Source organism: Sphingobium sp. 15-1 (assembly GCF_013375535.1).
GTDB lineage: Bacteria > Pseudomonadota > Alphaproteobacteria > Sphingomonadales > Sphingomonadaceae > Sphingobium > Sphingobium aromaticivastans.
Genome location: NZ_JABXJG010000001.1, coordinates 523,737 through 550,013, shown reverse-complemented (window position 1 = coordinate 550,013; position 26,277 = coordinate 523,737). Strand labels below are relative to the sequence as shown.

Sequence of the window (26,277 nt, the reverse complement as noted above, 5' to 3'; positions counted from 1 at the left end):
AAAGCGGCTTTTTAGGCCACGAACACCAGGATCATGGCGATAACGAACGCCAGCAGACCCAGAAGTTCCGCCGCGGCGAAACCGATGAACAGGCGGCCCTGCTGACCGTCGGCAGCGCCGGGGTTGCGCAGCGCGCCTTCGAGGAACGAGCTGAAGACGTTGCCCACACCAAGGGCGGCGATGCCCGCACCGATGGCGGCCAGGCCAGCACCGAGCAGCTTTGCGGCTTCTGCGTCCATGTCGTAAACTCCCTTTTCCAAACTCTAATCAAACGTGGGTGAAATAACGGAAATTCTCAGTGCAGATTCTCGGCATCGTTGATGTAGACCGAGGTCAGCAGCGCGAAAACATAGGCCTGGATCACCGCCACCAGCACTTCCAGAGCGCTGATGCCGATCATCAGGATGAAGCTGGCGCTGCCGACGGTAAGACCGAAGCCGACGCCCGCATTCGATGCGTTGATGACAAATCCCGCCAACACCTTCAGCAGCACGTGGCCGGCCGTCATGGCGACGAACAGTCGCAGACCAAGGCTGAACGGACGCACCATGAACGAGATCAGCTCGATCGGGAAAATGACCGGGATCATCGGCAAAGGCGTACCGTGCGGCACGAACAGCGAGAAGAAGTGCAGGCCATGCTTATAAAAGCCCACCGCCAGCACAATCGAAAAGCTCATGATCGCGAGTACGCCGGTCGCGGTGAAATGGCTGGTGAAGGTGAAGGGGTGCAGGCCGACCAGACCCAGCGGCAGCAGGCCCAGCAGGTTCGCCAGCAGGATGAACATGAACAGCGAGAAGACGTAAGGGATGTACTTCTTGCCGCCCTCACCCACATTGGCGATCAGCAGGCTCTTGATGAAGCCGGTCATATATTCGACCGCCATCTGCCAGCGGCCGGGGACCAGTTCCCGCTTCATGCCGCCGACGACGAAGATCCAGAGCACGACAGCGGCGGCCACCATATAGAGCGCGCTGTTGGTGAAGGCGATGTTGAAGCCGCCCAACGACAGATGATCCGTACCGAACAGCGGTTCGATCGCAAACTGGTGCATCGGATCGATTTTGCCGGATTCTGCCACGCTGGACCCCTGTAACGCCTAAACCTTCGGACTAAGACAAAAGCGTCCCTATTGGTCGGGACGCTTCGTCGTCGTCAATCTGATGATGTTCCTGAACGCCGCCACGATCCCAAGACCGAGGAACGCCAACAGGAGCCATGGGGATGTCCGCAGAAAGTAGTCCAGAGTCCCACCAACCACGGCACCGCCAGCAAGACCGCCGATCAGTTCCGCGAGAACCCTGTTGCCCAGGCGCGACCCATCGTCCGCCTGTTGCACCTGTGTCCCCTGTCTGACCTTTTCGGCGTGTTCGGCCTGCGCGATCCGCTCCTCCAAAGAAGCGATCCGCGCATCTTCCCCCGCCGGGTCCTGCCCCGGTGCATCCGCCGCCATCCAGCCATCCTTTCCGTTAAGGCTTTAAAACCCAACGTCAGGCGGCATGGCGCTTGCGGCTGCACCCGTCAAGGCGCGGCCCGTTTAGAAAGGGCTTTCAGGAGTGTCAACCGTCGATGGGCAGGAGAATTTCCCGTCCAGACGAAGCTGGGCCGAAAGTCCACTAGCCTTGGGGAAATCAGCCCGCCGTCGCGCAGTAGGACGGCAGGGCGATCGGCCCGGCGCCCTTGGTCTGCCACGCCCCCGCGCCGATGCGGTAGACCTGGCCCTGCTTCACACGGCTGCTGAGCGTCTGGCATCCGGTCGCGGCGGCGACATCCTGCACCGTCACGCCGCGCTTGCCTGCCAGGTCCGTATAAACGGCCCGCCGCTTGATATTGATCGATTCGACTTCCGAACGCACCGCGTCGCTCACCGAACCGGCAATGCCCAAATAGCCGTCGGCCTGCTCGCCCACTGAACCGGCCGTCATGGCGGCGGCCACCGCGCCCGACTGCGCGCGCGCCGGAGAGGTCATGACCAGCCCGGTCGCCAGCGCGACCGCGGCGGTGGCGGCGATCATCAAAAACTTGCGTGTCATTGCGGGAACAACTCCGGGTTATTCTGGATCAGGTCCTGCGCATCGCGCTGCAGGCGGACGACCACTTCCTGCTGGACCTTGACGTTCAGGTTGATTTCGATCGGCTTGTCCGGGGCCTTCACCTGGATGCAGCCCCCCAGGGCCAAACCGGCGAAAGCCGCCGTCATGATCGTTCGCTTCTTCATTTCTGCTCCCCGTTTCGCATAGTTTCGCTTTCGGCAGGCTGAACTGCAACCCCTTCCTGGCCCATTTTCAGGCGCATCTTCTCCTGCATCTGGTCGCCTATGCTGTTTTGTATGAGCGTTGACGGGTCGATGAAGGACTGGGCGGTTCCCAGCAGTCCCCGGAAGGGCGCCGCGATCCGCACGTTGAAGATGAAGGGCAGGCCCGTGAAATTGCGCGCCAGCCCGGCGGGCGCGCCGCCGATCCGCCCGCGATTGACGCCGTTGAAGACGACATTCGTCACCATCTCGCCGTCCAGCGCGCCGTCCATCAATATGGTCAGGCATTTATATTGCAGATTCTTGAGCGCGTCGAAGGCCAACCGCCCCATCGCGCCCAGTTGCTCGTTCGACACCGGCCCGACATAGGAAAGCGTGCCCGACTGCCGCGCCGGATCGCAGGGAATCACTGGCAGCACCCCTTCCGGCATCACCAATGGCGGCATGCCCTGTTGCCTTGCGGTCAGCACGCCTCCCGCCACGCGCCCGCCCTGCGCGTTGAAGATCAGAGGCATGATACCGTCGAACGTCCCCGTCGCGGAGATATTCTTGAGGTCCATCGCCTGGATGAAGGCCCCCGCGTCGAGACCAATGACCCGGAACGTCAGATAGCGGTCGACATCGGCGCTGAAATCCATGGTCGTCGGCAGAAGGACGAGCTGACCGCCGGAAAAGGGCCAGCCGCCGCCCTCTATATGCACTTTCTGGCCCGCGCCCAGCCGGTAGCGCACCACCCCGTCGCGCACCTCCACGCCCGGATTGACCGACCTGATTCGCACCTGCTGCCCCGGCGCGCTGACCAGGCCGAGCAGGTCGGTGAAGCGCAATTCGCCGGACAATCCCTCGACCGGGCCGAAGGCGGCGGCCAGATTGGCATTGTCGGTGCGGAACAGGCCGTCGCTGGTCACATGGGTGCCGTCCCAACGGATATGCCCCTCTCCGCTGACCGTCGCATTCACATTGGCCACCACGCCGAGAGCCAGCCGGGTCACATCCTCAGGCTGCAGGGCTGGACCAAAGGACAAGGCCGGGACAGTCAGATCCGCCTTGCCCTTGCCGCTCCCCAGATCGTGGGAGATCACAGCGCGCGCGACCAGGGCATCGTTGCGTGGCGCCCGCAGCGAACCGGTCGCCGCGATCCGCCCGTCCTTGAGCGCCAGCGCGAAATCAGGAACCTTCAGCGGCTCGAACCGGCCGGGCGCCTGCGCATCGCGCACCGTCACCCCGGCCGCCAGCTTCAGCGTTCCGCCCGCGAAGCTCCATCGGCCCGCGCCATTTTCGACGATCAGCGGCACCGCACCAATCCTGCCGCCCGCGCCAGTCAGAGTGCCGTCAAAGCCCTTGCCTGCGAGCTTGCCTTCCAGGGTCGCGGCGGTCAGCCGGACCGGCGATTCCCCCGATCCGATCGCCAGATCGGCGTTGGCGATCGCAAAACCTTCCCGTCCGATGGCGAACTGCGCCCTGTCGGCGGCAAGGCGCATCGGGCTGTCGCCGCTCCTGCCCACCAGCGCCAGATTGCGGATTTCCGCCCCGCCGCGCACGCTGGAAGGTCCAGCGGCGAACAGCGGCTCATGTCCGATGGGGCAGAGGGTCTGCCGGGTCTGCCCGACCGAGAAGTTGCCATAGCGCGCCTCGATCAGCGAGACCGGCACGCAACGCGGATTGATCGCCAGCCTGCCGTCGGCGCTCCATTGCCCTTCGACCGGCGCCACCAGTCCGCGCAACCTGCCCGCCGGGAGCGGCCCGTCGAGCCGCACCTGCGTCGAGAAGCGTGTGTCGCCCTTCGGCCCCGCGACGAAGCGTACCGGTTCCAGCGACAATCTGGCGTCGCCCGCGGCATAAGGTTCAAGGAATAATTGCCCGCCAAAGCCGCCACCCGGCCGCCGCGCCAGTCGCAGCGCCGCCTTGGGCAATCCGCCGCCCTCCGTCCTCACCGCGCCGTCGAGCGCCCAGTCGATCGCGGTTCCGGCCTTGCCGGGCCAGCCGACCGTCACTCGCCCTTCTCCGGGAATCTCTGCCCGGGCGCCGCTGCGCGCTGCAAAGCGGGTACCGGTCAGGACCAAGCTGCCGCCTTTTCCTTGCTGGGCGAAGGCCAGGGTGGTTTGCAGGACATTGTTGTCTCCCGCCCGCCGCACCGCGTCGGCCAATCGCGCGGCCAGCGGTCCCACTGGCGTGCCGGCGGTCGATTCGCGCATGCCCGCCAGCGGATCGCGACCGGCCAGGCGCAATTGCCGGGCCGACAGCCGCCCCTGCAACCGAGAGCCATCCTTGCCGATATGCCAGGCGCCCTGGAAGTCGGCGGGTCCGGCCAAGGCGCCCGCCGCCGACAAGGCCGACGCCCCGATTCGCGCCCTTCCCCCGGTCGCTGCGGCGGTCCCATCGAAATCGATCCGTCCCGAAGGCCGCGCCAGCACCATGCCGTTGGACTTGAGCGCTTCGCCCGCCAGATCGACATGGCCGCTCCAACGGTCGAGCGCCTTGCCCAGCCAGACATCCACATCCGCCGCCGGTTTCGCCATGGCGGTGCCCGCATCGCGGCAGGCCAGCGCTTCACCGCGCACCGGGCCGGAGAGGTGCGGACGTCCGTCCCGCATGGCAATATCCAGCATCGCCCGCATATCGGCTAGGCCGCATCCCTTGCTTCCCGCATTGGGCATCGCCGCCGCCAGCTTGCCCTGGAAGCCCGACCGCAAATTCCCCTGCCCGTCAATCTGCATGCCGACCGGTCCGGCGTCCGTATCCAGCCGCAGCCGCGCATCCTGCAACCCCAGCACGATGTCCGGCAGGCTGAACGGCGCGGTCGAACGGGGATCGCGAAACTTGTCGATCTCCCCCAGATTCAGCGCGCCATTGCGCAGCGAACCGCGCATCCTGACGCCCCCGGCCCGCACCGCCGCCACTTGCGGCGTCAGGCCGGTGAAGGCGATGTCGACCTCCACCCATCGCGCCGTCAGATCGGGACGGGCGGGATCGCCCAGCACGATATTCTCGATCCGCTGGGTGCGCAGGCCGATATTCGTCAGGTCATAGCTGCCTTCCACCCCGCGCCTGTTGAGTTCGCGGCTGATGAAATTTTCAGCGATGGGCGCGCGCTGCGTCCACAGCGCGGCCAGGACCAGCGCAAGCGATCCCGTCCCCACTCCAAGCCAGCGGAGCCAGCCCCGGCGAATCTCCTTTTCGCCGTCTTCATCGTCCATGCCTATCGCCAACCCCGGCTTTCAAAAGCGCTGTTCAGTCCGTAACGCCTGCACAACGTCCGACCACCCTTAAATATCCTTGCCCGATAAATGCGCAATGAATAGCGTCCGGCTCCGCAAACGGGGGACGGGTAAGACATTGCCGGAAAAGGATTTGAAGGCGGCCCATGACGGCGCAGGGCATCGCGCGCGGCTGCGCCGGAAGCTGGCGGACAGCGGCGGGGAGGCGCTGCACGATCATGAACTGATCGAATATCTGCTGGCGCTGGCCATTCCCCGCCGCGACACCAAGCCGCTGGCCAAGGCGCTTCTGCGCGAATTCGACGGCATAGGCGGGCTGATGACGGCAGATTGGCAAGCCATCGCCCGCGTGCCCGGCATGGGCGACACCAGCATCGCCGCGATCAAGATCGTCCAGGCGACGATGCTGCGGACACTGCGCAACGAGGTGGCGGAAAAGCCGGTGCTGGCGAGCTGGCAAGCGCTGCTCGACTATCTGCGCGCCGACATGGCGTTCCTGACGGTGGAGCGGGTGCGGGTGCTGCATCTCAACAGCCGCAACATGCTGATTCGCGACGAACATATGGGCGACGGATCGATCGACCAGGCGGCGATCTATACGCGCGAGGTGATCCGGCGGGCGATCGATCTAGGCTCGGCGGCGCTGATCCTGGTGCATAACCATCCCAGCGGTTCGCCGGAGCCGAGCAGGCAGGATATAGAGATCACCCGCCAGATCGCGGAGGCGGGCAAGCGGCTGAATATCGCGGTGCATGACCATATCATCATCGGGTCGCAGGGGCATACGAGCCTGCGGGCGAAGGGGTTGATTTAGGGGAGCGCCTGCCGTGGGCGGTTGGCGGATATGGATGTTCGCCTCAGGTGAACCGTGCTCCTGCGGAGGAAGGAGCCCAGTCCCGCCATCAGTGGGTCATCGCACCGTCTGAACTGGGTTCCTGCCTTCGCAGGAACACGACGCGCTTAAAGCCATTAACAAACCCTACACGGACCCGCAGAAATAGCCGCTAAGCCCCGAAGCCGACCGACAGAAACTCCGGCACCGGGCCGTTCCAGCCATCATCCGGACCGTCGTCCACTCGTTCGGGCCGGCGCGGGCGGGCGCCATTGCCTTCGGAACGGGCTGCGCGAGGCTCTTCAGCGCGGCGGTCGTCGCGTCGCCTGTCGGGCTTGCGATCCTTGCGCCCATCCCGGTCCGCTTTGCGCGGCTCGTCTGCCCGCTCGGCCGGAGCGGCCGCCACGGGCGCGTCGATCGTCTCGATCTGCTGCTTGATCAGCTTCTGGATATTGTCGATCGCCTCGGCATCGTCCGCCGTCACGAAGGTGTAGGCGACGCCCTTCGCCCCTGCGCGGCCAGTGCGGCCGATGCGATGGACATAATCGTCCGGATGCCAGGGCGCGTCGAAGTTGAACACATGGCTGACGCCCTTGATGTCCAGCCCCCGCGCCGCCACGTCCGACGCCACCAGGATGTTCACCGACCCCGCCCGGAACCGCTCCAGCTCCGCGATGCGCGCCGACTGGTCGATGTCGCCGTGGATCTCGCCCGACTTGAAGCCGTGGCGCTGCAGGCTCTTGTTCAGGTCCCGCACCGTGGTCTTGCGGTTGCAGAAGATCACCGCGCTCAGCACCTCCTCCGCCTCCAGCATGGCGCGCAGGGCCTCGCGCTTCTTGCGCGAATCGACCTTCACCAGCCGCTGGGTGATATTGGTGGAGGCAGTCGCGGGGCGGGCCACCTCGATCGACTTGGGATTGCTGAGGAAGCGATCCGCCAGCTTCTTGATGACTGGCGGCATGGTCGCGGAGAACAGCAAAGTCTGCCGCTGGGCGGGCAGCTTGGTGCAGATTTCCTCAATGTCCGGGATGAAGCCCATGTCCAGCATCCGGTCGGCTTCGTCGATCACCAGCATCGAACAGCCGTTGAGCAATATCTTGCCCCGCTGGAACAGGTCCATCAGGCGGCCCGGCGTCGCGATCAGCACGTCGACGCCCTTTTCCAGCGCCTTGAGCTGATCGCCCATCTGCACGCCGCCGATCAGCAGCGCCATGTTGAGCTTATGATATTTGCCGTATTTCTCGAAATTTTCGGCCACCTGCGCGGCGAGTTCGCGGGTCGGCTCCAGGATCAGCGATCGCGGCATCAGCGCGCGGGCGCGGCCGTGGGCGAGGATGTCGATCATGGGCAGCACGAAACTGGCGGTCTTGCCCGTCCCCGTCTGCGCGATGCCGATGATGTCCTTCATCATCAAAACGGGCGGGATCGCCTGCGCCTGGATCGGCGTGGGCGTGTCATATCCGGCCTCGGTTACGGCCTTCAATAATTCGTCGGAAAGGCCGAGATCGGCAAAGGTCATTCAGATGTCCGGGACAGGAGGCTTTATCCACCGCGCGCAAACACGCAGGGAAATCGCGCGCGCCTTGCGGAAATATCCTTCTCTTGTCAAGAAAATCGCGAAAATGATGCCCCTTATTCGTCGGGTTCCGCCTGTTCCAACCGCCGGAAACTGTCGATCCCGCAACTCGCGCCGCTGCGCGCCTGCAACTCGTCCCGGCCCGAACAGAGCGATCCGTCTTCATCCGGCTCGACATAGAAGCCGGAATAGAAGCCCATGCTGTTGCACCCCCGCGCCAGCCGGGCGCGATAGCGGTGATTGTCCGCCAGCAGCAAATCTATGGCATTGTCCATCAGGATGCTGGCCGACCGAATCGAGCGCAGGGCGATGCAGCGCGGCCCCTTCTTCTCCTTCCAGTCATCGCGCGCCTGCGGAGCCGGACGAGCCGGGGCATGGCCCTTTTTCGCCATCGGCACGCGGATGATGATGCGCTGCTCGATCGTCAACTGCGCCCATTGCACGGGCTCGGCGGCTGGCGCATTCATCAGCAGCAGGACGGAATAAAACAAGTCGAACCCCTTTTGGGACGCGGACGCTATGGGCCAAAGGTTGAACCGTCGATGAATTCCAAGGCATAGGACAGTCCCATGATAGGACAAGATGTTATCGCCGCCTTCCAGGCCCTGCTGGGGCCAAAAGGCGTCATCACGGATGCGGAGGACATCGCCCCCTGGGTCAGCGACTGGCGCGGCCGTTATCATGGCGCGGCGCTTGCCATCCTTCAGCCTGATTCGACCGAGCAGGTCGCCGCCGCCGTCAGCCTAGCCGCAAAGCATGGCGTGCCGCTGGTGCCGCAGGGCGGCAACACCTCCATGGTCGGCGGCGCCACGCCGCCTGCGGACGGATCGGCATTGATCCTGTCGCTCCGCCGGATGAACCATATCCGCAGCCTGTCGCCGGACGACAATCTCGCGCTGTGCGAGGCTGGGGTGATCCTCTCCAACCTCCACGATGCCGCCGCCGCGGTCGAGCGCCGCTTTCCTTTGAGCCTCGGCGCCAAGGGATCGGCCACGATCGGCGGCCTCATCTCCACCAATGCCGGGGGCACGCAGGTGCTGCGCCACGGCACGATGCGGGCGCTGGTCGAAGGGATCGAGGCGGTCTTGCCCGACGGCAGCATCTTTCATGGCCTGGACGCGCTGAAAAAGGACAATCGCGGCTATGACATCAAGCAATTGCTGATCGGCGCCGAAGGCACGCTGGGCGTCATCACCGCCGCATCGCTGCGCCTGGTTCCCGCCATCGCCGCCCGCGCTGTCGGTTGGGTCGGCGTCCCCTCCCCCACGCAAGCGCTCGCTCTCCTGCGCCTGTGCGAAGCGCGGCTGGGCGACAGCGTCGAGGGGTTCGAGGTGATCGCGGACGACGGGCTGGGCCATGTCCTCTCGCACATTCCCGGCACCCGCTGTCCGATAGAAACGCGCACGCCCTGGCATGTGCTGATCGAGATCGACCATGGCGACCTGCGCGAACCCAGCCCCACAGAACGGCTGGAAGGCGCGCTGGCCGAGGCGCTGGAGCAAGGCATCGCCGTCGACGCCGCCATCGCCGCCAATGAAACGCAAGCCGAAGCCTTCTGGCGCATCCGCGAGTCGCTATCCGAATCCGAACGCGCACAGGGACCAGCGTTGCAATATGACATCAGCGTGCCTGTCGCCCGCATGCCCGCCTTCATGGTGGACGCGGCGGCGGCGGCGGAACGAACCTTCCCCGGCACGACCGCCTCCTCCTTCGGCCATCTGGGCGACGGCAATGTCCATTTCCACGTCCGCGCACCCAAGGGCACCAGCGACGGCCCGGCCTGGATCGCGGCGGAGGGGCAGGCGATCAACGCCTTCGTCCATGACGCGGTGGTCGCGGCGGGCGGCTCCATCTCCGCCGAACATGGCATCGGCCAGATGAAGCGCGCCGAATTGGGCCGCCTTGCCAGCCCGGCGCGGCTCCACGCCCTGCGCGCGATCAAGGCCGCTTTCGATCCGCAGGGCATCATGAACCCGGACAAGCTGATCCCTCGCCCGGAGGAAGGCTGACGGCAGAAGATGTGAAAGGGATTTGGCCTGCCCTGAGCGGTGATTGACTTTTTTAGTCCGTCACCCCGGGCTTGACCCGGGGTCCCGCTTCTTAAAGCTGGGTGCCATGACCAAAGAAAGCGGGATCCCGGGTCAAGCCCGGGGTGACGAAACAGGAGAGACGTAATGACGGGAACCGTACCGATTTTGCGCTAAGCCAGTCTCCACCGACCCTGAGCCACCGGGCGTCGACAAAGCGATTGCCTCCCGCGCTCAAGCCCTTTATCCCCCTCGGCCCAGTATCAGGCCCGGCGGCGCAAGGGAAAATGCGCCGCTTTTTTGTTAGAAATGGACTAGCACATCATGGCAAGCGCCCCCGCGAACGGCCTTCCCGTCTTCTACAACGACCTCATTCCGCTGAGCAGCGTCGATCACGCCGCCTATCGCAGCCGCTCCGTCGATTCGGCGCCCTTCCTGACCAAGCAGCACGCGATCCCGCTGACCGTCGACGAATTCGTTGCCGCCCAGCGCTTCGTGCCGATCATCTTCTCGGCCGGCGACGAGCCGGTTCCGCTGGCGCTGATGGGCCTTAACGAGGGCGTCAACACCTTCCTCGACGATGAAGGCAAGCTGCGCGGCCCTGCCTATGTCCCGGCCTATGTCCGCCGCTATCCCTGGATGCTGGCGAAGCTGCGCCCCGACAGCGACGAACTTTCGCTCTGCTTCGATCCGACAAGCGACGCCATCGGCGCGTTCGAGGACGGCCAGCCGCTGTTCGAAGACGGCAAGCCCAGCGAACTGACCCAGGGCGTCCTCAAATTCTGCGAGGATTTCGAACAAGCCGCCGCCCGCACCGGCCAGTTCATGAAGGATCTGAAGGATCTGGACCTGCTGATGGACGGCGAAGTCGCCATTCAGGTACCCGGCAATGAGCAGCCCTTCGTCTATCGCGGCTTCCGCATGGTGAACGAGGAAAAGCTGCGCGACATGCGCGGCGACCAGCTCCGCAAGATCAGCCAGAACGGCATGCTGCCGCTGATCTACGCTCATCTCTTCTCGCTGCAACTGATGCGGGAAGTGTTCGAGTCCCAGGTGGCGCAGGGCAAGGGCCCGATCGCCGTTCCGGCCAGCGCTGAAACCGCGGAAGCTTAACCACAATTAAGCATTCATGACAAATATTTAGGGAAAAAGGTTGCGCAGTGCCACTTGAAATGCCGCGCGGCTTTCTCTATTTACCGAACATACGGCGCACCTGCCCCCCTTTCGGGTGTGTCGTATGGGCGCCTCCCCCTTTGGAGGCGTCTCCTCCCTGAACCTTGGCCACCCCATGCGAATCGCATGGGGTGGTTTTTTATGTGCCGAAGGAAAGTGCGCGGGTTTCGCTTGACGACACCGACGCGCCCTCTTAAACGCGGCCCCCTGCTCGTCGCCCAGCGCGGCCAGTGGCCCCTTCGTCTAGCGGTCAGGACGCGGCCCTCTCACGGCTGAAACACGGGTTCGATTCCCGTAGGGGTCACCACCTTCCCTTCCCGGAAGGTGTCATTACGTCTCGTAAATAGCTGTTTTCTGCGGATTTTCTGTGGTATACTCGTCTCAGACGGAGCAGGCAGATACCACCTCATACCAACAATCTGATGGTAGATATGATGGTAGAGCCAAGCTCCCCTGACGGGAGATACCACATGGGTCTGACTGCTGTTGCCATCAAGGCGGCCAAGGGTCGCGACAAGCCCTATAAGCTTACCGATGGCGACGGGCTGTTCCTCTATGTGACCCCCAATGGCGGACGCTACTGGCGGATGAACTATCGCCATCTCGGCAAGCAGAAGACCCTGGCCTTCGGCGTCTACCCCGACACCGGCCTCGCCGATGCGCGGGAGCAACGCGACGCCGCGCGCAAGCTGCTGGCGCGGGGCGAAGATCCCGGCGAGCGAATCAAGCTGGACCGCATCGCCGCGACGGTGGCGGCGTCCAACAGCTTCAAGGCGGTGGCCGACGAATGGCTGGTCAAGGTCGAGCGCGAAGACCGCTCCGCCGCCACCATGAAGAAGTTGCGCTGGTTGCTGGATTTCATCAACGCGTCGGTTGGCAAGCGCCCCATCGCCTCCATTTCCGCGCAGGAATTGCTGGTGATGCTCCGCAAGATGGAGGGCAAGGGCAAATATGAGACGGCCAAGCGCCTGCGCAGCACTTGCTCACAGATATTTCGCTATGCCATCGCCACAGCCCGCGCTGAACGCGATGTGGCCGCCGACCTGCGCGGTGCGCTGATCGCGCCCAAGCCTGTACATCGCGCCGCCATTACCAGTGCTCATGAGGCTGGCGGACTGCTGCGTGCCTTGGATGCGTTCGAAGGCCATTCCAACACCAAGGCCGCCTTGCGGTTGCTCCCTCATGTGTTCGTCCGTCCCGGCGAACTACGGTATGCTGAATGGAGCGATTTCGATTTCGACAAGGCGCTGTGGACCATCCCGCCGCACAAGACCAAGATGCGCAGGGCACATACGATCCCCCTCTCCTATCAGGCGCTGGCGATTCTCGCATCCATTGAGCATGACGCTGAGTACAGCCGTTTCCTCTTCCCATCCCTGCGGTCGGTCGACCGGCCCATGTCGGAAAACACGATCAATGCCGCCCTGCGCCGCATGGGCTACGCACAGGACGAGATGACCGGTCACGGCTTCCGGGCGATGGCGGCCACCTTGCTCAACGAGATGGGCCTATGGCATCCCGACGCGATTGAGCGCCAACTCGCCCATTGCGACAACAATGCCGTGCGCCGCGCCTATACGCGCGGGGAATATTGGGATGAGCGCATCCGCATGATGCAGCATTGGTCCGATCATCTTGATTACCTTCGCGGTGGCGCGAAGGTAATCAAGGGCCAGTTCAAAAAAGCGGAATAAGCGGCATGTTTCTTCGACCCTTCGCAGACGCTCGGGAGCGAATTTTCGCTCCGGGGACCGGTCCGTCCGCTTTCTCATTTTTCAGAGCCACGGGTGGCCGACAAGAGGCCGACCTACTTCGGCTACCTGAATTGGATAGCTGCCTTTGCCTCGCACGAGTCACCAGCGGGGGGCCGCGGACGTGGCCGCCGTTGACAAGCAAAAATCGATCATCGGAAGCTGTCTAACATTCAGCGCTTGGCGTGACGCAGATGACTAGCGGCCTCTGTTTCACCCGGCCCCGCGCACCATTTCAAGCAGACGATCAAAAAACTCCGGCAGCGCCTCGTCGGGATCCAGGGAGTCAGAGACGATCGGCGAAACACCGCGGCTCTCCAGCACTTCCTCCTGAACGACGTCCGGCCGGACCAAAAAGATGAACGATCCCGGCCGCCGCTTCGCGTAAGCCGTGCCGTCCCACGTACGCTTGAGCTTATAGAGGAGAAGGCGAAGGTTCAGATCCTTGAGACTGTACCCAACGAACAGGATTGTGCGGCCGAGTACGTCCGACCGAAGCTTCAGGTCGAGGGGCGATTCAAATTCCAGACGTTCGAAATAATCCGATTCGGTCAGGACGAGTGAGTTGTCATCCGAAAAATCACCATGAAACTTGACGACATAGGTGTGGTCCGGCTTTGCATCCGCGATATCGACCACCGAAGCGATCTTCGAAACTTCGCGTCCGCGTAGCCGGAATGCGCGCTCGAGATTGGCATCGTAGTTCGTTGTGTAGATGAGGGGAAATCCGAGATCGACGATCTGGCTGTGGACCTTCGAGGCGAGCAGCTTCTCGTCGGTTACGTTCCAACTCCTGTCCATCCAGCTGCGTAGGTCCCCGATACTCCCCCTTCCGTAGCTTGTAGAATTCTGCCACCTGTAGATAGTCGGCGCCCGGTCCGACCAGAATAGCAGGATCGAAATCCAGCTCTCTGGCCATGTGTTCGATCAACTCTCCCCATGACGGAAGACCGAGCGGCCGAGACAAGCCAGCCCCTACGAAAAGGATTACCTTGCGATCTCGAATCTCGCGCGCAAGCATATCAAGCATCGGTCTTCACCCGCAGATGATCCGCAAACGCGTTTAGGGCGATCCGGCGCATCGATATTTCGTTCTTTCCGTCTCCCATCTCCGCGAAGGTCAGCTCATGTCCATCCGGGATGAATACACAGTCCCACTGAAAGGAGCGATCACTGTGGAGCGGCGTGCAAAATTGACCCCCTTAGCGGGGTGATCGGCGTCTAAAATTGACCCCCATCATTCCAGAGTGTGAGGCGTCGCGGCTTGGACTTCCAGGCGGCGAGGATGGGGATGTTGATTGTGGAGACTATTGCCAAGATTCGCAGGGAGCACAGGGAAGGTAAGCCGATCAAAGAGATCGCGCGTGATTTACGGTTGTCGCGCAACACGGTGCGCAAGGCGATCCGTGCGCCGGAGGCGGATTTCAGCTACGAACGCAAGGAGCAGCCTCGACCGCAGACCGGGCCATTTCGCGAACGGCTGGACGAGTTGTTGGTGCAGAACGAGGAACGGCCCCGGCGTGATCGGCTACGGCTGACACGGATACACGATCTTCTGGAGCGTGAGGGTTTCACCGGCTCCTACGATGCGGTTCGGCGCTATGCGGCACGCTGGAAGCGCGAACGCCGGACCGACGGCGGCGATATGAGCAAGGTGTTCATCCCGCTCATGTTCCGGCCGGGTGAGGCCTATCAGTTCGACTGGAGCCACGAGGACGTGGAGATCGCCGGCAAGCCGATGCGGGTGAAGGTAGCTCATATGCGGTTGTGCTGGTCGCGGGCGCCGTATGTGCGGGCCTATCCGCGCGAGACCCAGGAGATGCTCTTTGACGCGCATGCCCGGGGCTTTGCCTTTTTTGGCGGGGTGCCGACGCGCGGCATTTACGACAACATGAAGACCGCGGTGACGAGCGTGTTCACCGGCAAGGAGCGGGTGTTCAACCGGCGCTTCCTGATCATGACGGATCATTATGGCGTCGAGCCTGTGGCTTGCAGCCCGGCGGCAGGCTGGGAGAAGGGACAGGTCGAGAACCAGGTCCAGACCAGCCGGGAGCGGCTGTTCAAGCCCCGGTTGCGCTTTGCCAGCCTCGAAGAGCTGAACGCCTGGCTGGAGGCCGAGTGCCGACGGTGGGCCGAGCGTTATGCCCATCCAGATCTGGAAGACATGACCATTGCGCAGGCGCTGGAGATGGAACGATCCTCGCTGCAGTCATTGGCCACGCCCTTTGACGGCTTCTTCGAGAGCGAACATGTGGCGAGCGCAACCTGCCTGGTGAGCTTCGATCGCAACCGATACTCGGTCATGGCGAGTGCGGCCCGGGAGGCGGTGCAACTGCGCGCCTATGCCGACAGGATCGTCATCCGTTGTGCAGGCCAAGCGGTTGCCGAGCATGCTCGCGTGTTCGGCCGCAACCAGACGGCGTTCAACCCTTGGCATTATCTGCCGGTCCTGATCCGCAAGCCGGGAGCATTGCGCAACGGCGCTCCCTTCCAGGACTGGGATCTTCCGCCGGCCCTGGCCCAACTGCGCCGCAAGCTGGGCAAAAGCGATGACGCAGATCGGCGCTTCGTCCGGGTGCTGGCAGCAGTGCCCGAAGATGGGCTGGAGGCGGTCGAAGCTGCCGTCCGCGAAGCTATGATGGCGGGTACGGCCAATGACGAAGTGATCCTCAACATCCTGTCGCGCCGACGCGAACCCCAGCCCACCCAGGCCATCAGCGTCCTGGTCGATCTGAAGCTCAAGCATCCGCCCATCGCCGACTGCGCGCGTTATGACATGGTGCGAGGCCTCGATGCAGCGGCATGAGATGTTGGCAGCCCTGAAGGGGCTGGGCCTAAAGGGCATGATCGCCGCGTTCGACGATGCCGTTACCAACGGCGTCCGTCGTGACCGGACCGCCATGGAGATGCTCGGCGACCTGCTCCGCGCTGAAGGCGCGCATCGAGAAGCCGCTTCGATCCGATACCGCATGACTGCGGCCAGGCTGCCGGCCATCAAGGATCTCGACGGCTTTGTGTTCGCCGATACACCGATCAACGAAAGCCTGGTGCGTTCACTCCATGCCGGTTCATTCCTGCCGGAAAGGCGCAATATCGTACTGGTTGGTGGCACCGGCACCGGCAAGACACATCTCGCGCTTGCCATCGCCGCTGCCGTGGTTCGTGCCGGGTCGAGAGGACGGTTCTTCAATACTGTCGACCTGGTCAATCGTCTGGAGGAGGAAACCCGGCAGGCCAAGGCTGGCAACCTGGCCGCCCAGATGGCCCGCCTGGACGTCGTGGTGCTGGACGAACTCGGGTATCTGCCGTTCGCCCGTTCAGGAGGGCAGATGCTGTTCCATCTGATCAGCAAACTCTATGAAAAGACCTCGGTGATCATCACCACCAATCTCGCCTTCGGCGAATGGCCGAGCGTCTTCCAGGATGCCAAAATGACAACGGCGCTGCTGGACCGCGTCACCCACCACTGCGACATTATCGAGACCGGCAACGATAGCTGGCGGTTCAAAAACCGAAGCTGAGACGAGGAAAAACCCCTTCCCCCGGACCCCCATCCCCGGCGGTTACCCCGGTGGGTCCACAGGCACCTCCCGCGGACGCCGCCGCCAGCGCTCCTGACGGCGCGCGGCGGCGTCCGCGGGTCCCTCCTATGGACTACCGGGATAACCGCCGGCACTCACAAAAAGGGGGTCAATGTTGGGCGCCGATAGGGGGTCAACTTTGCGCGCCGGTTGACAGCCCTGGCCGATCTTCACAGCCATTACGGCGATTCACCGGCAATCCTTGTTCGGACCAAAACGGGACGAAGCCTGAGCCGCTTCCGCTATCACAATGCGGAGTCCTTTTACCGGGGACTGGGGCAAGGCCTCTACGACAATGACGGCGGTGAGATGCTTTACCAGTCTGGCATTGTTGCCCAGCTCGCACTTTCCTCTCACTTGCTCGACGTCGGCTTCGCCGATGAGTGGAACGCTCGTCATATCCGGCTGGATGTCGCCAAATCGCTCGCCCATGCCAACGCGACCGGCTTTGGGCATGACTGCCCCGACATGGCGCGGCTCGCTGCCATTCTTTCCCCCTATTGGAAATGGGGCCATGCCCATCGGATCGATGTGCCATGCCCCGACAATGGCGGGTTCACGATAAGCGAGGTTCGCCCTCTGCTGAGTGCGCTGCTTGATCGCGTGCATGACGTCACCGGCCATCGCCGCCCGAACGGCTGGCGTCGCGAACAACGGGAAACCTGTTCATGATGCCGTCCATCGACAGGGAGCATCTGCCTTGGCCGGTGCATCAGGAGCTTCGTCTGATCACGGCGATGGTTTTCGACGCATTCGCCGAAACGGCAAAGGGCCGACTGTCCGAACAATATCGGTCGGGCCGCATCCTTACCCTGCTTCTGCATGGCCCTCATGCAGAGCCGGATCAGGCGCGTGCCAATCCCGGTGATGCCTTCCATCTGCTGGCGATCGTCAATCATCCCCGGCTGACGCGCAGGCAGCAGGATTGGCGGCTGGTGCGCGACCGTCTGCGCCGCGCATGGGAATTTGGCGAGATCGCCCGCCCGGTGCGGCTGACCGTCCATAGTCTCGAACAGATCAACAGCGCCTTGTCCGAGGGTATTCCCCATTTCGTGGCCATCGCGGACGAAGGTATCCCGCTCTACGAGATGGAGGGTTTCCGGTTCGCATCGCCGAGCCTGCTGCCGATGCCGGAACGGCATGCGCGGGGACAGTCCGAGTTCGCCCGCTGGCATGATCGGGCAAGCGATTTCCTGCTGGGCGCGGCCTTCTACCGAAGCGAGGGCAATGCGCCCATGGCGGCGCTGTTGCTGCATCAGGCGTGCGAACATCTTTACCAGTGTGTCCTCTGGACGATCACCCTGCATGGCCCGCGCACCCATGCGCTGGATGAACTGCGCGAGCGGGCCGAGACGCTCGAGCCGCGCCTGTCCATCGCATGGCCGCGTGCGACCCCGTTCGAGCGCCGGGTCTTCGGTTGTATCCGGCGCGCCTATGTCGAGGTGCGTTACGGCCGGTCCTATCGCATCGATCCCCACGAACTGGCATGGGCGACGGAATGCGTGACGCGACTGCGCGGCCTGACCGAACGGTTCTGCCGCGAGCGGTTGGACGACATGGTCTCGGTTCATGGAGAGGCATGTCATGGCCGACGCGCCTGACCCCGACGCCGAACGGCTCGCCGCCTACAGGAAAGCCGTCGATCGCCTGCCCGTGCTGACTCGCTTCATATTCCTGCTCGTTCGTCTGGATGCTCTGTCCTATGATGAAATCGCCCGCCGATTGTCCATCGACCCGCAGACAGTGGAATCCTGCCTCGTCGAAGCGCTCGGCATGATCCGCATCATGCTTGATGGGGCAGAACCCCGACGCCGCGACGATCCGCGCATCGCCCTTGCCGAGGCTGATCTGCATCGGCGCCATCGCGCCTATTGCGAGAAACGGTTGGCGGCCTTGGGCATCGCTGGTCCGATCCCATGGTCCGAGGATGGCGACGACGACCAGACCTTCATGCAGATGATCGTCGCGGCCATGCCTCCACGCGTTTACGACACCTTCTTCCTCAATCGCGTCGAGCAACTGAGTTACGCGCAGATTTCCAAACGCATGGGAACGTTCCAATGGATCGTGCGGCATCGCATGCTCCGCGCCATTCGCCATATCATGCGAGGTCCGGATCGGTTCGAACAGTGGTTGCGCGATTTGGCTTCCACACCTGCGACGATCAATTAGCCGATGGCATCTCCGCCTCGAACGCGCGTTTGCCTTTGCGTTGCCACAGCGCCAGCGCATTGCTCCGCTCTGGCCCTCGCAGCCTGTCGGCGACGGTGAGGAAGGCGCCATAGAGGATGGCGCGGTCATCATCGGTCAGATCGACCAATCCGGCCTTGGCGACAAGGCCGCCAAGCTCGATCAGGTGCCGCGTGCGTTCGCGGCGTTTGATGGCCCATTCGCGCATGTCGGTTCGCGCCTTTCCTGCCTCAAGCCGATGCCGCGCCGCCTTCAAGCGGGAGAGTGCCGCTCGGGCCGCGTTCAGCTCTGCCCGCAGGCTGGCGTTTCTCACCGCGAAAGAAGGCCGCGCCCGTCTTGCGCCAGACCTCCTTTGTGGCGGCGTCCTTCACCGTGGCAGCATGAAGCAGTGCGCCTGCCAGCAGATCGGCGTCGAGCGTGTCGGCTCCGCAAGCCGTCACCAGTTCGCCCAACTGGCGCACGCGGCGTTCCTTGAGCGCCTTCGCCTTGTCGGCAAGGGCCTTGAGTTCCGAATCGAAATCACGCGGTTTACGCATCGCAAAGTCTCCATTTAGTGACGATGCGCTGATGATAAGATAAACCTCGCCGCCGTGCAGTAGAGTCGTCGGGATGGTCTGACACCGCCTAGTCCCTTCCGAGAAAATGTCGAGAAGGGCGCGCTTATACGTCGTTCCGACGTGCGCTTCGCAGTAGTAAATGGATGTCGCTATGGCGATATACCATTTCTCCGTTCAGGTCATTGGCCGTGCTTCGGGCCGCTCCGCCGTCGCGGCGGCGGCCTATCGCGCGGGCGAGCGCCTGCACGACGAGCGTCTCGACCGCGACCATGACTTTCGCGCTCGCGCTGGGGTCGAGCATAGCGAAATCCTCCTGTCCGATGGCGCGCCTGAACGCTTCTCGGATCGCGAAACCCTCTGGAATGAAGTCGAGACGCAAGAGAAGCGCAAGGATGCGCAGCTTGCCCGCGAAGTCGAGTTCGCCATTCCGCGTGAGATGAGCAAGGCCGAGGGCATCGAACTGGCCCGCGATTTTGTGCAGGCCGAGTTCGTTGATCGCGGCATGATCGCCGACCTCAATGTGCATCGGGACATTGACGCCAGCGGTATGGAGAAGCCGCACACCCATGTCATGCTCACCATGCGCGAGGTTGGACCCGATGGATTCGGGGCGAAGGTCCGCGAATGGAACGAGCATGGCAATGTCGAGCTATGGCGCGAACGCTGGGCCGATCACGTTAATCAGCGCCTTGCCGAACTCGACATAGACGCCCGCATCGACCACCGCAGTTTGGCAGAACAGGGCATCGACCTTGAGCCGCAAAGCAAGATCGGCGGCCCCGCACAGCGCATGGAGCAAAAGGGCCAGCTTGCCGACCGCGCCGAGCTTCACCGCGAGATCGCGCGGGAGAATGGCGAACGCATCATCGCCAATCCCGGCATCGCGCTCGACGCCATTACGCATCAACAGGCGACGTTCACGCGCCGCGACATAGCGGCGTTCATCCACCGGCACAGCGACGGCAGGGAGCAGTTCGACGCCGCCATGAGCGCGGTACGCGGCTCGCCCGACCTGATCGCGCTGGGCAAGGACGGTCGCGGCGATGATCGGTTCACGTCACGCGACATGATCGAGACCGAGCAGCGGATGAGCCGTGCCGCCGACCGGCTTACGATGGAACGGAGCAATGGTCTCTCGGCGGCAACGACTTACGCCATTCGCGCCGCCGAGAGTGAGGGTCTTGTTCTGGGAGCAGAGCAGGAATCCGCGCTACGCCATTTAACGGACGGGCGCGGGTTGTCACTGGTGCTGGGTTATGCCGGAACCGGCAAAAGCGCCATGCTGGGCGTGGCGCGCGACGTGTGGGAAAGCGCTGGCCTCAACGTGCGCGGCGCGGCGCTCGCTGGCATCGCCGCCGAGGGGCTGGAAAATGGCTCCGGCATTGCGTCGCGCACCATCGCCAGCATGGAACATGGCTGGGCGCAGGGTCGCGACCTTCTCACTCGCCATGACGTGCTAGTGATTGACGAGGCGGGCATGGTCGGCACGCGCCAGATGGAGCGCGTCCTGTCCCATGCCGCCGACGCTGGCGCAAAGGTTGTCCTAGTGGGCGATCCGCAGCAATTGCAGTCGATCGAAGCGGGCGCGGCGTTCCGCTCGATCCATGAACATCATGGTGGCGTGGAGATTACCGAAGTCCATCGCCAGTTTGGGGGCTGGCAGCAGGACGCCACCCGGCATCTGGCGACCGGCAGGACCGGCGAGGCCATCACCGCCTATGCCGACAAGGGCATGGTCCATGCCGCCGAGACACGCGAGGATGCGCGGCGCGATCTTGTCGAACGCTGGGACCGCGAGCGGCAGGCCAGCCCGGATGCCAGCCGCATCATCCTCACCCACACCAATGCCGAGGTGCGCGATCTCAACGACGCGGCCCGTGAGGCGATGCGGGTAGCGGGCGAGCTGGGCGACGAGACCCAAGTGAAGACCGAGCGTGGCGACCGGATGTTCGCATCAGGCGACCGCATCATGTTCCTGCGCAACGAGCGTAGCCTTGAGGTGAAGAACGGCACGCTCGGCACGGTCGAGAAAGTCAGTGACGGCCATATGGCGGTGCGAACCGACGATGGACGCAGCGTGTCATTCGACACCAAGGACTATCGCGACCTCGACCATGGCTATGCGGCGACCGTCCACAAGGCGCAGGGAATGACCGTGGACAGGGCGCATGTGCTGGCAACGCCGGGGATGGATCGCCACGGCTCCTATGTCGCCCTGTCACGTCACCGGGAGGGCGTGCAGCTTCATTATGGCAAGGATGATTTTCGCGATCAGTCCCGGCTTGTCCGCACGCTCTCCCGCGAGCGCGGTAAGGATATGGCGACCGACTATTCCAAGGCTGACCCGGTGTGCGAGTTTGCCGAGCGGCGTGGGATCACGTTCGGCGAGCGCGTTGCGGAGATCGTGCGGCCCGTGGTCGAGAAAGTGCGCGGGATCTTCGATGACTTGCGCCTTGCGCTGCCCGGTCAGCAGCACGAGCCATCGGCCTCGCCCGAATCCCGGCGCGGCATGTTTGACGGTCTCGATCTTGGCCGTTTTGCTACCACGCCCGAAAATGGTCCTGCCCGCCAGCAGCAGCGCAACCACGACCAGCAGCCACGCCGCGCGGGCGGTGTGCGTGGCGCAGTGGAGCGTTACGCCAAGGCGCTCGACGCGATCCAGCAAACCCGCGCGCAGGGATTGGACGCCATGCCGCACCAACGCGAGGCGCTGGACCGTGCAAGGAATGCCCTGAACTCGCTCCGGCCCGAAGGCGCATCGGACCTCGACACCGCGCTGCGCAGCAGCCCGGAGCTTGTCCGCGAGGCCGCCGAAGGGCGCGGCCAGGCCGCCATGCGGGCGATGCAATTGGAGACGGAAATCCGCATCGATCCCTACAGCCGAGCCGACCGCTTTCTGGAGGGTTGGCAGCAATTGCAGCGCGCTCATGACGAGCTTGTCCGCGACGGCAATTTCCGGGGGGCGAAGACTGCCGCGCAGCAAATGGCCGACATGGCGAAAAGTCTTGAGCGCGACGCCCAGCTTGAGTCGGTGCTGGGCCTGCGCAGCCGCGAGCTTGGGTTGGAGGTTGGTCAGCAGATGGGGCGCGGCCTCTCCCACGACCTCGCATCCTCCATCCCCTTCGATCACGGCCACGACATCAGCCGAGGCATGAGCCGCTAACCCCAAGGAGACAAAGATATGGACGACGAAGAACAATCGCTGCTCAACGAGCCGGAACCGGACACCCGGCCCGACGCGGCGGCCGAGGCGTTCGCGGCATTGTCGCAGCGCGTGGCCGGGATGGAGGAACGGCTGGACGGGCGTATGGCGATGATGACCCGCGCGCTTGAGCATATCGCCATCGAGAGACAGAGTATCGAATTTCCCGACTACAGCTCGACGCTTGCCAAGATGGGCGGGCACCTCGCCAGCATCGCCGCGCAGACCAAGGCGATGCAGGAAGCGCCCGCCTTGCAGATGACCCCGGAGAGCATGGCCGAACGAATCACCGAGGCCGCGAAGACGGCGCGGGAGACAGACAAGGCCGCCATGAGCAAGTCGCTCGACCTTCACCACCGCGCTTATGCTGATCTTGGCGAAGCCATTGGCAAGGTCCGCACGAAGACACAGCAGCATAGGCACATGCTATACACCGCCATGGGCACGGCGCTGGCCGTCTCGCTCTTGTGGCTGCTCTATCCGGGCTGGGCGGCCGGTATCGGCCCGCAAAGCTGGCATTGGCCGGAGGGCACCGCACGTCGGGTGCTGGGTGACGCCACCGCGTGGGATGCCGGTATCCGGCTCATGCGCTCTGGGAACCCCGAAGGCTGGCAGGCGATCGTGAATGCCGCCGATATGGTCCGCGAGAACCGCGATGCCATCGCGGCCTGCCAGAAGGCGGCTGCAAAGGCCAAGCAACCGGTGCGCTGCACGATCACAATAGCGCCGCAGCCGATCCGGCGGTGAAGGCGAGCCACTTCGATTTAGCTGCCCGATATGCTTGCGCTTGCGTGACGACGTCGGCGACTTTTTCGCGGCTGTTCACCTTAAACAGGTGATAGACTCCTTGGATAAGCCAGCGTGGCAGGGCGGTGGCAAGCAGTCGAACAGCCAACGCCGAACTTAGCCCTCTCTGATTGGGGCTTCCTGGGTCAAGCTGCTTCCTCGATTTCGTGATCGTTCCCATGGATCACTCGCTTCTCTCTGCGGTCGGCGCGTGGCCGCCGCATAATGGGGTCATGGAGAGCAAGCCGTCTCAGTCTGTTTCGCGACCTTCAGGCGTTGCTGAGGTTCGAGACTCTAAGCGAGATCGTTTTGCCCTTCGTCCCCATGGGAACGACAACTCCCCGCTTTGTCAGGCGGGTTCCGGTTTGCGCCTCCTCACGCTTCCCGCGCTACTGGCGCTTTGCCCCAGCGGAACGCGCTTTGATCGCTCCACATGCGGTGCATGATGACAGTGAGCTTGCGGGCAACGGCAACGGCAACGCGGGCTTTCGCCATGCCGCGCCGCTTTGCAATGTTCATGCCCCACGCCTTGAGCGCCGACCATTTCTTGCATCGGGTCAGTAAAGTATGGGCTGCCTCATACAGTAAAATGCGGGCAAGTTCGTCACCGCACCGGCTGACGCGACCCTGAATATCGGTTTCGCCCGATTGATATCGTTTCGGGGTGAGACCGAGAGCCACCGCGCCCGCGCAGGCCGGAATCCAGCACTTCGGAAATCACACTGTCAGGCGACATGCTTCGGGCCCGCGTCAGGCTCGCCCATCCGCCGGTTGCCCGATAGTCGTCCAGACTCAGCGGCCGGGTGCGGCCAGCCCGCGAGAACGTCAGCCGCTGCTGGCGTTTGATGAACGGATGCTCGGCAATGCGGCCAATTGCCTTGGCACTGGAACCGTTGAGAATTGTGGCAACATCTTCGGGAGCGATAGGCCCGAAGCCCATGCCGTCCACCTCGGCCAGCGGTTCCAGCCAGTGCATGCCCCAGGACGAAACTCGTTCAACCGTACAACCAGCCCGCTCCAAAGCCCGCGCGACAGCATCCGCACCGCATGCCATGGCCAAGGCGTCGTCAGAGATCCGCTCCGTTGTCATGCGCGTTCGACCAGCCGGACTAATTCTGCTTGGTCTAGCCGTGCATGAAGATCGTCGCCTACCCGTGCTGCAGGGCCGACACTGCACAGACCGAGGCAATATACGGTCGCCAGCTTGACTCGGTCACCTGCCGCCACCTCAGCCGCTCCGAGCAACGCCTCTACCCCACGCGCCTTGCAGGCTTCAGCACGGCAGAGTTGCACAACTGGCCGAGGATCGGCACTGGCCGTGAAGTCATGAGAAGCTGACAACTCCATGCACTTCGGCGCGACTGAGGTTGAGCGCCTTGGCAACAACAGCCTCCGCTTCGGGGGAGACGCATCCGAAAGCCGCTTGCACATCGTGTAGGATGGGAAGCAGCGGCCCTTCCCTGCGGATGTGCTGCGCGATAATGTCGTCCAGAACCGTTGCAGCGATCATCTTGCGAACATATCCTTCAGAGGCATGCTTGTGTCCGCCAGTCGTTCGACCGGAATTTGCGCGCCGGCGACGACCAGTGCCTTCCCTTGTGCAAAATCCCGGACCGAGTTTACGCAATCGAGGGCGATCACGCGTTCTCTACGAAGATAAACGATCGAAAACGCGCCGCCATCCATGTCTCCCCGGATTACAGTCTGATCGTGACCCATCGAAAGGCCGACGGTCTGGATACGTATGTCGTATTGGTTGGACCAGAACCAGGGGACGTTATGATACCCTTGGCAGCTTCCCGCGATGCAATCAGCCACTACTTTTGCCATGTCGACGGCATTCTGGACGGACTCAAGCCGGACCGTGGCACATCCGGCATAGGTATTGCGATGTGCTGCACAGTCCCCGATGGCGAAAACGTCAGGCAGCGACGAACGGCAGTACTCGTCCACTTCAACACCGTTGCCACACCTTGCCCCCGCTGCCTTCAGTGGTTCGACCTCGGGATCGATCCCAATCCCGGCAACCACGAAGTCGCAGTCAACCCGGGAGCCATCGGCCAGGCGCACCGCATTCACTTTCGCTTGGCCTTCGAATTCATGAATCTTCGCGCCCAAGCGGATGTCCACGCCATGCGAGCGATGGACGGATTCAACATATCGCGAAAGTTCCACACCGGCAGCTCGCGCCAGCACCCGATCGAGTGCTTCTACCAATGTCACTTGCTTGCCCGACTTGGCCAACACCGCCGCCGCTTCAAGGCCGATGTAGCCACCACCGATCACCGTGACACGTGATGCCTGGGTGGCTTCATCCTTGAGCCGGTTCGCGTCGCCGAGCGTTCGGATCGTCAATACGTTGGCATCCCGGCCTTTGGCCTGAGAGAGTCGGCGGGGCGAGCCACCTGCCGCCCAGACCAGCTTGCGGTAGCCTAGTTCTAGGCCATCGCGTGTGGTGACGTTGTGCCTATCTGGATCAACCGCCACAACTCTTTTGTTTAGAATGAGCGCAATACCTTTTTCTTCCCAGAAAGCTGGCGGGCGGATTCGGAGTCGTTCCGCGGATTTCTCGCCCGAGAAATACTCCTTTGACAACGGCGGCCGCTCGTAAGGAAACTCGCACTCATCGGTGACAATCGCAATTGTGCCTGCAAACCCGCTCTGGCGCAGGGTAATAGCCACCTGCGCGCCGCCGTGGCCACCTCCGACGATAACCACGTCGAGTGTCGGGATTGCATCTTGTCCCATTGCCACCCGATCAGTCTTCAGGCGCGATGCGAACGCTCATACCGCCATGCTCATTTGCGAGCATGATCTGGCAGGACAGGCGAGAATTTGGTTGCCGATGATGGGAACTATCGAGCAGATCATCTTCATCAGCCGAAGCGGTCTGATCGGTACCCTCAGGTCCATGTTCCACATAAACGTGGCAAGTCGCGCACGAACAGCAGCCTCCACAAAGCGCGAGCAACTCGTCCGCTCCGCTATCGCGCAGCGCTTCCATCAGAGAAACGCCGGTTTGTGTCGGTATCGTCTTTTTTTGGCCTGAGAGATTGGTCAAATGAACTTCAATCATTGTCCTAGTCCGCCTTTCAGTTTCTCTGCGCATTCTGAAATGCTTGGCCCATGG

General features: G+C 63.2%; 27 protein-coding genes, 1 tRNA gene and 2 pseudogenes. 12 read left to right on the top strand and 18 right to left on the bottom strand.

Annotated elements, in window-relative coordinates; all coding sequences use genetic code 11:
• Window positions 1-11 precede the first annotated feature (11 nt).
• The 6 genes from HUK72_RS02575 to HUK72_RS02550 form a co-directional block, all read right to left on the bottom strand.
• Window positions 12-239 (bottom strand): F0F1 ATP synthase subunit C, encoded by a 228-nt coding sequence (locus HUK72_RS02575; protein WP_004207392.1) that lies wholly within the window; start codon window positions 237-239, stop codon window positions 12-14.
• Window positions 240-295: 56 nt separating this feature from the next.
• Complete coding sequence (locus HUK72_RS02570; protein WP_013846313.1) at window positions 296-1,081, bottom strand: F0F1 ATP synthase subunit A; 786 nt, start codon at window positions 1,079-1,081, stop codon at window positions 296-298.
• A gap of 48 nt (window positions 1,082-1,129) precedes the next feature.
• Window positions 1,130-1,453 carry an AtpZ/AtpI family protein gene (locus HUK72_RS02565; RefSeq protein WP_176595391.1) on the bottom strand — a complete coding sequence of 108 codons (324 nt, stop codon included), beginning with the start codon at window positions 1,451-1,453 and terminating at the stop codon, window positions 1,130-1,132.
• Between the two features lie 178 nt (window positions 1,454-1,631).
• Entirely contained in the window at window positions 1,632-2,033 is a 402-nt protein-coding gene (locus HUK72_RS02560) for a YdbL family protein (RefSeq protein ID WP_176595390.1), read from the bottom strand.
• Window positions 2,030-2,218, bottom strand: a complete 189-nt coding sequence (locus tag HUK72_RS02555) for a YnbE family lipoprotein (RefSeq protein ID WP_176595389.1) — start codon at window positions 2,216-2,218, stop codon at window positions 2,030-2,032. Before HUK72_RS02555 ends, HUK72_RS02560 begins: the two co-directional genes overlap by 4 nt.
• Complete coding sequence (locus HUK72_RS02550; RefSeq protein ID WP_176595388.1) at window positions 2,215-5,451, bottom strand: YdbH domain-containing protein; 3,237 nt, start codon at window positions 5,449-5,451, stop codon at window positions 2,215-2,217. The genes HUK72_RS02555 and HUK72_RS02550 overlap by 4 nt, the downstream gene beginning before the upstream one ends.
• Window positions 5,452-5,548: 97 nt before the next feature.
• Here HUK72_RS02550 and radC point away from each other — a divergent pair, with 97 nt between their 5' ends.
• Window positions 5,549-6,286, top strand: a complete 738-nt coding sequence (gene radC / locus HUK72_RS02545) for a DNA repair protein RadC (protein ID WP_369805918.1) — start codon at window positions 5,549-5,551, stop codon at window positions 6,284-6,286.
• 190 nt (window positions 6,287-6,476) lie between these two features.
• On the opposite strand, the gene HUK72_RS02540 is transcribed toward radC, so the two are convergent.
• Window positions 6,477-7,823: a DEAD/DEAH box helicase gene (locus HUK72_RS02540; protein WP_176595386.1), complete on the bottom strand. Its 1,347-nt coding sequence runs from the start codon at window positions 7,821-7,823 to the stop codon at window positions 6,477-6,479.
• A gap of 113 nt (window positions 7,824-7,936) precedes the next feature.
• Window positions 7,937-8,371 (bottom strand): hypothetical protein, encoded by a 435-nt coding sequence (locus HUK72_RS02535; RefSeq protein WP_176595385.1) that lies wholly within the window; start codon window positions 8,369-8,371, stop codon window positions 7,937-7,939.
• Between the two features lie 78 nt (window positions 8,372-8,449).
• On the opposite strand from HUK72_RS02535, the gene HUK72_RS02530 reads away from it, so the two are divergent.
• The 4 genes from HUK72_RS02530 to HUK72_RS02515 all read left to right on the top strand — a co-directional run bounded on the left by HUK72_RS02530 (window position 8,450) and on the right by HUK72_RS02515 (window position 12,774).
• Entirely contained in the window at window positions 8,450-9,889 is a 1,440-nt protein-coding gene (locus tag HUK72_RS02530) for an FAD-binding oxidoreductase (RefSeq protein WP_176595384.1), read from the top strand.
• Between the two features lie 342 nt (window positions 9,890-10,231).
• Window positions 10,232-11,020 carry a SapC family protein gene (locus HUK72_RS02525; protein ID WP_176595383.1) on the top strand — a complete coding sequence of 263 codons (789 nt, stop codon included), beginning with the start codon at window positions 10,232-10,234 and terminating at the stop codon, window positions 11,018-11,020.
• Between the two features lie 292 nt (window positions 11,021-11,312).
• Window positions 11,313-11,387: transfer RNA gene (locus tag HUK72_RS02520), tRNA-Glu, on the top strand.
• Window positions 11,388-11,550: 163 nt separating this feature from the next.
• Complete coding sequence (locus HUK72_RS02515; RefSeq protein WP_176595382.1) at window positions 11,551-12,774, top strand: integrase arm-type DNA-binding domain-containing protein; 1,224 nt, start codon at window positions 11,551-11,553, stop codon at window positions 12,772-12,774.
• 270 nt (window positions 12,775-13,044) lie between these two features.
• Here the strand turns inward: HUK72_RS02515 and HUK72_RS02510 are convergent, their stop codons facing one another.
• Both HUK72_RS02510 and HUK72_RS02505 read right to left on the bottom strand, forming a co-directional pair.
• On the bottom strand, window positions 13,045-13,632 hold the full coding sequence (locus tag HUK72_RS02510; RefSeq protein ID WP_218035898.1) for an SIR2 family protein: 588 nt from the start codon (window positions 13,630-13,632) through the stop codon (window positions 13,045-13,047).
• Window positions 13,633-13,853: 221 nt separating this feature from the next.
• Window positions 13,854-14,009: pseudogene (locus HUK72_RS02505) on the bottom strand (non-canonical purine NTP pyrophosphatase); the annotation flags it as partial.
• Between the two features lie 113 nt (window positions 14,010-14,122).
• On the opposite strand from HUK72_RS02505, the gene istA reads away from it, so the two are divergent.
• From istA to HUK72_RS02480, 5 genes are all read left to right on the top strand, one after another.
• A complete protein-coding gene (gene istA / locus HUK72_RS02500; RefSeq protein ID WP_176597709.1) occupies window positions 14,123-15,637 on the top strand; it encodes an IS21 family transposase in 1,515 nt (504 codons plus the stop codon).
• A complete protein-coding gene (gene istB / locus HUK72_RS02495) occupies window positions 15,624-16,352 on the top strand; it encodes an IS21-like element helper ATPase IstB (RefSeq protein ID WP_176595381.1) in 729 nt (242 codons plus the stop codon). The genes istA and istB overlap by 14 nt, the downstream gene beginning before the upstream one ends.
• Before the next feature lie 210 nt (window positions 16,353-16,562).
• A complete protein-coding gene (locus HUK72_RS02490) occupies window positions 16,563-17,084 on the top strand; it encodes a hypothetical protein (protein ID WP_255325593.1) in 522 nt (173 codons plus the stop codon).
• Entirely contained in the window at window positions 17,081-18,013 is a 933-nt protein-coding gene (locus HUK72_RS02485; protein ID WP_176595380.1) for a HEPN domain-containing protein, read from the top strand. Before HUK72_RS02490 ends, HUK72_RS02485 begins: the two co-directional genes overlap by 4 nt.
• Window positions 17,997-18,584: a sigma factor-like helix-turn-helix DNA-binding protein gene (locus tag HUK72_RS02480; RefSeq protein WP_176595379.1), complete on the top strand. Its 588-nt coding sequence runs from the start codon at window positions 17,997-17,999 to the stop codon at window positions 18,582-18,584. Before HUK72_RS02485 ends, HUK72_RS02480 begins: the two co-directional genes overlap by 17 nt.
• Here HUK72_RS02480 and HUK72_RS02475 read toward each other — a convergent pair.
• The gene (locus HUK72_RS02475) at window positions 18,577-18,810 is read right to left on the bottom strand and encodes a conjugal transfer protein TraD (protein ID WP_176595378.1); all 234 of its coding nucleotides are present in this window, start codon (window positions 18,808-18,810) and stop codon (window positions 18,577-18,579) included. The genes HUK72_RS02480 and HUK72_RS02475 overlap by 8 nt on opposite strands.
• A gap of 22 nt (window positions 18,811-18,832) precedes the next feature.
• Entirely contained in the window at window positions 18,833-19,138 is a 306-nt protein-coding gene (gene traD, locus HUK72_RS02470; RefSeq protein WP_176595377.1) for a conjugal transfer protein TraD, read from the bottom strand.
• 172 nt (window positions 19,139-19,310) lie between these two features.
• Between traD and traA the strand changes: the two genes are divergently transcribed.
• Both traA and HUK72_RS02460 read left to right on the top strand, forming a co-directional pair.
• Entirely contained in the window at window positions 19,311-22,322 is a 3,012-nt protein-coding gene (gene traA / locus HUK72_RS02465; protein ID WP_176595376.1) for a Ti-type conjugative transfer relaxase TraA, read from the top strand.
• Between the two features lie 18 nt (window positions 22,323-22,340).
• The gene (locus HUK72_RS02460; RefSeq protein ID WP_176595375.1) at window positions 22,341-23,108 is read left to right on the top strand and encodes a DUF6118 family protein; all 768 of its coding nucleotides are present in this window, start codon (window positions 22,341-22,343) and stop codon (window positions 23,106-23,108) included.
• Window positions 23,109-23,522: 414 nt separating this feature from the next.
• On the opposite strand, the pseudogene HUK72_RS02455 reads toward HUK72_RS02460, so the two are convergent.
• From HUK72_RS02455 to HUK72_RS02435, 6 genes and pseudogenes are all read right to left on the bottom strand, one after another.
• A pseudogene (locus HUK72_RS02455) lies at window positions 23,523-23,822 on the bottom strand (transposase); the annotation flags it as partial.
• Window positions 23,752-24,123, bottom strand: a complete 372-nt coding sequence (locus HUK72_RS02450; RefSeq protein ID WP_176594944.1) for a hypothetical protein — start codon at window positions 24,121-24,123, stop codon at window positions 23,752-23,754. The gene HUK72_RS02450 and the pseudogene HUK72_RS02455, both read right to left, overlap by 71 nt.
• A gap of 110 nt (window positions 24,124-24,233) precedes the next feature.
• On the bottom strand, window positions 24,234-24,494 hold the full coding sequence (locus HUK72_RS27115) for an NAD(P)H-dependent oxidoreductase subunit E (protein ID WP_255325592.1): 261 nt from the start codon (window positions 24,492-24,494) through the stop codon (window positions 24,234-24,236).
• A complete protein-coding gene (locus HUK72_RS27110; RefSeq protein WP_255325591.1) occupies window positions 24,472-24,657 on the bottom strand; it encodes an NAD(P)H-dependent oxidoreductase subunit E in 186 nt (61 codons plus the stop codon). Before HUK72_RS27110 ends, HUK72_RS27115 begins: the two co-directional genes overlap by 23 nt.
• Window positions 24,654-25,895 carry an NAD(P)/FAD-dependent oxidoreductase gene (locus HUK72_RS02440; protein ID WP_176595374.1) on the bottom strand — a complete coding sequence of 414 codons (1,242 nt, stop codon included), beginning with the start codon at window positions 25,893-25,895 and terminating at the stop codon, window positions 24,654-24,656. Before HUK72_RS02440 ends, HUK72_RS27110 begins: the two co-directional genes overlap by 4 nt.
• A gap of 10 nt (window positions 25,896-25,905) precedes the next feature.
• Window positions 25,906-26,223, bottom strand: coding sequence for a 2Fe-2S iron-sulfur cluster-binding protein (locus HUK72_RS02435; RefSeq protein ID WP_176595373.1), 318 nt, complete (start codon window positions 26,221-26,223; stop codon window positions 25,906-25,908).
• Window positions 26,224-26,277 lie beyond the last annotated feature (54 nt).

Coding starts and splice junctions, on each gene's coding strand:
- HUK72_RS02575 (WP_004207392.1), bottom strand. CDS start 239: ATGGACGCAGAAGCCGCAAAGCTGCTCGGTGCTGGCCTGGCCGCCATC.
- HUK72_RS02565 (WP_176595391.1), bottom strand. CDS start 1,453: ATGGCGGCGGATGCACCGGGGCAGGACCCGGCGGGGGAAGATGCGCGG.
- HUK72_RS02560 (WP_176595390.1), bottom strand. CDS start 2,033: ATGACACGCAAGTTTTTGATGATCGCCGCCACCGCCGCGGTCGCGCTG.
- HUK72_RS02555 (WP_176595389.1), bottom strand. CDS start 2,218: ATGAAGAAGCGAACGATCATGACGGCGGCTTTCGCCGGTTTGGCCCTG.
- HUK72_RS02550 (WP_176595388.1), bottom strand. CDS start 5,451: ATGGACGATGAAGACGGCGAAAAGGAGATTCGCCGGGGCTGGCTCCGC.
- radC (WP_369805918.1), top strand. CDS start 5,549: ATGAATAGCGTCCGGCTCCGCAAACGGGGGACGGGTAAGACATTGCCG.
- HUK72_RS02540 (WP_176595386.1), bottom strand. CDS start 7,823: ATGACCTTTGCCGATCTCGGCCTTTCCGACGAATTATTGAAGGCCGTA.
- HUK72_RS02530 (WP_176595384.1), top strand. CDS start 8,450: ATGATAGGACAAGATGTTATCGCCGCCTTCCAGGCCCTGCTGGGGCCA.
- HUK72_RS02525 (WP_176595383.1), top strand. CDS start 10,232: ATGGCAAGCGCCCCCGCGAACGGCCTTCCCGTCTTCTACAACGACCTC.
- HUK72_RS02515 (WP_176595382.1), top strand. CDS start 11,551: ATGGGTCTGACTGCTGTTGCCATCAAGGCGGCCAAGGGTCGCGACAAG.
- HUK72_RS02510 (WP_218035898.1), bottom strand. CDS start 13,632: ATGGACAGGAGTTGGAACGTAACCGACGAGAAGCTGCTCGCCTCGAAG.
- istA (WP_176597709.1), top strand. CDS start 14,123: ATGTTGATTGTGGAGACTATTGCCAAGATTCGCAGGGAGCACAGGGAA.
- istB (WP_176595381.1), top strand. CDS start 15,624: ATGCAGCGGCATGAGATGTTGGCAGCCCTGAAGGGGCTGGGCCTAAAG.
- HUK72_RS02485 (WP_176595380.1), top strand. CDS start 17,081: ATGATGCCGTCCATCGACAGGGAGCATCTGCCTTGGCCGGTGCATCAG.
- HUK72_RS02480 (WP_176595379.1), top strand. CDS start 17,997: ATGGCCGACGCGCCTGACCCCGACGCCGAACGGCTCGCCGCCTACAGG.
- HUK72_RS02475 (WP_176595378.1), bottom strand. CDS start 18,810: ATGCGCGAATGGGCCATCAAACGCCGCGAACGCACGCGGCACCTGATC.
- traD (WP_176595377.1), bottom strand. CDS start 19,138: ATGCGTAAACCGCGTGATTTCGATTCGGAACTCAAGGCCCTTGCCGAC.
- traA (WP_176595376.1), top strand. CDS start 19,311: ATGGCGATATACCATTTCTCCGTTCAGGTCATTGGCCGTGCTTCGGGC.
- HUK72_RS02460 (WP_176595375.1), top strand. CDS start 22,341: ATGGACGACGAAGAACAATCGCTGCTCAACGAGCCGGAACCGGACACC.
- HUK72_RS02450 (WP_176594944.1), bottom strand. CDS start 24,123: ATGCACTGGCTGGAACCGCTGGCCGAGGTGGACGGCATGGGCTTCGGG.
- HUK72_RS27115 (WP_255325592.1), bottom strand. CDS start 24,494: ATGGAGTTGTCAGCTTCTCATGACTTCACGGCCAGTGCCGATCCTCGG.
- HUK72_RS27110 (WP_255325591.1), bottom strand. CDS start 24,657: ATGATCGCTGCAACGGTTCTGGACGACATTATCGCGCAGCACATCCGC.
- HUK72_RS02440 (WP_176595374.1), bottom strand. CDS start 25,895: ATGGGACAAGATGCAATCCCGACACTCGACGTGGTTATCGTCGGAGGT.
- HUK72_RS02435 (WP_176595373.1), bottom strand. CDS start 26,223: ATGATTGAAGTTCATTTGACCAATCTCTCAGGCCAAAAAAAGACGATA.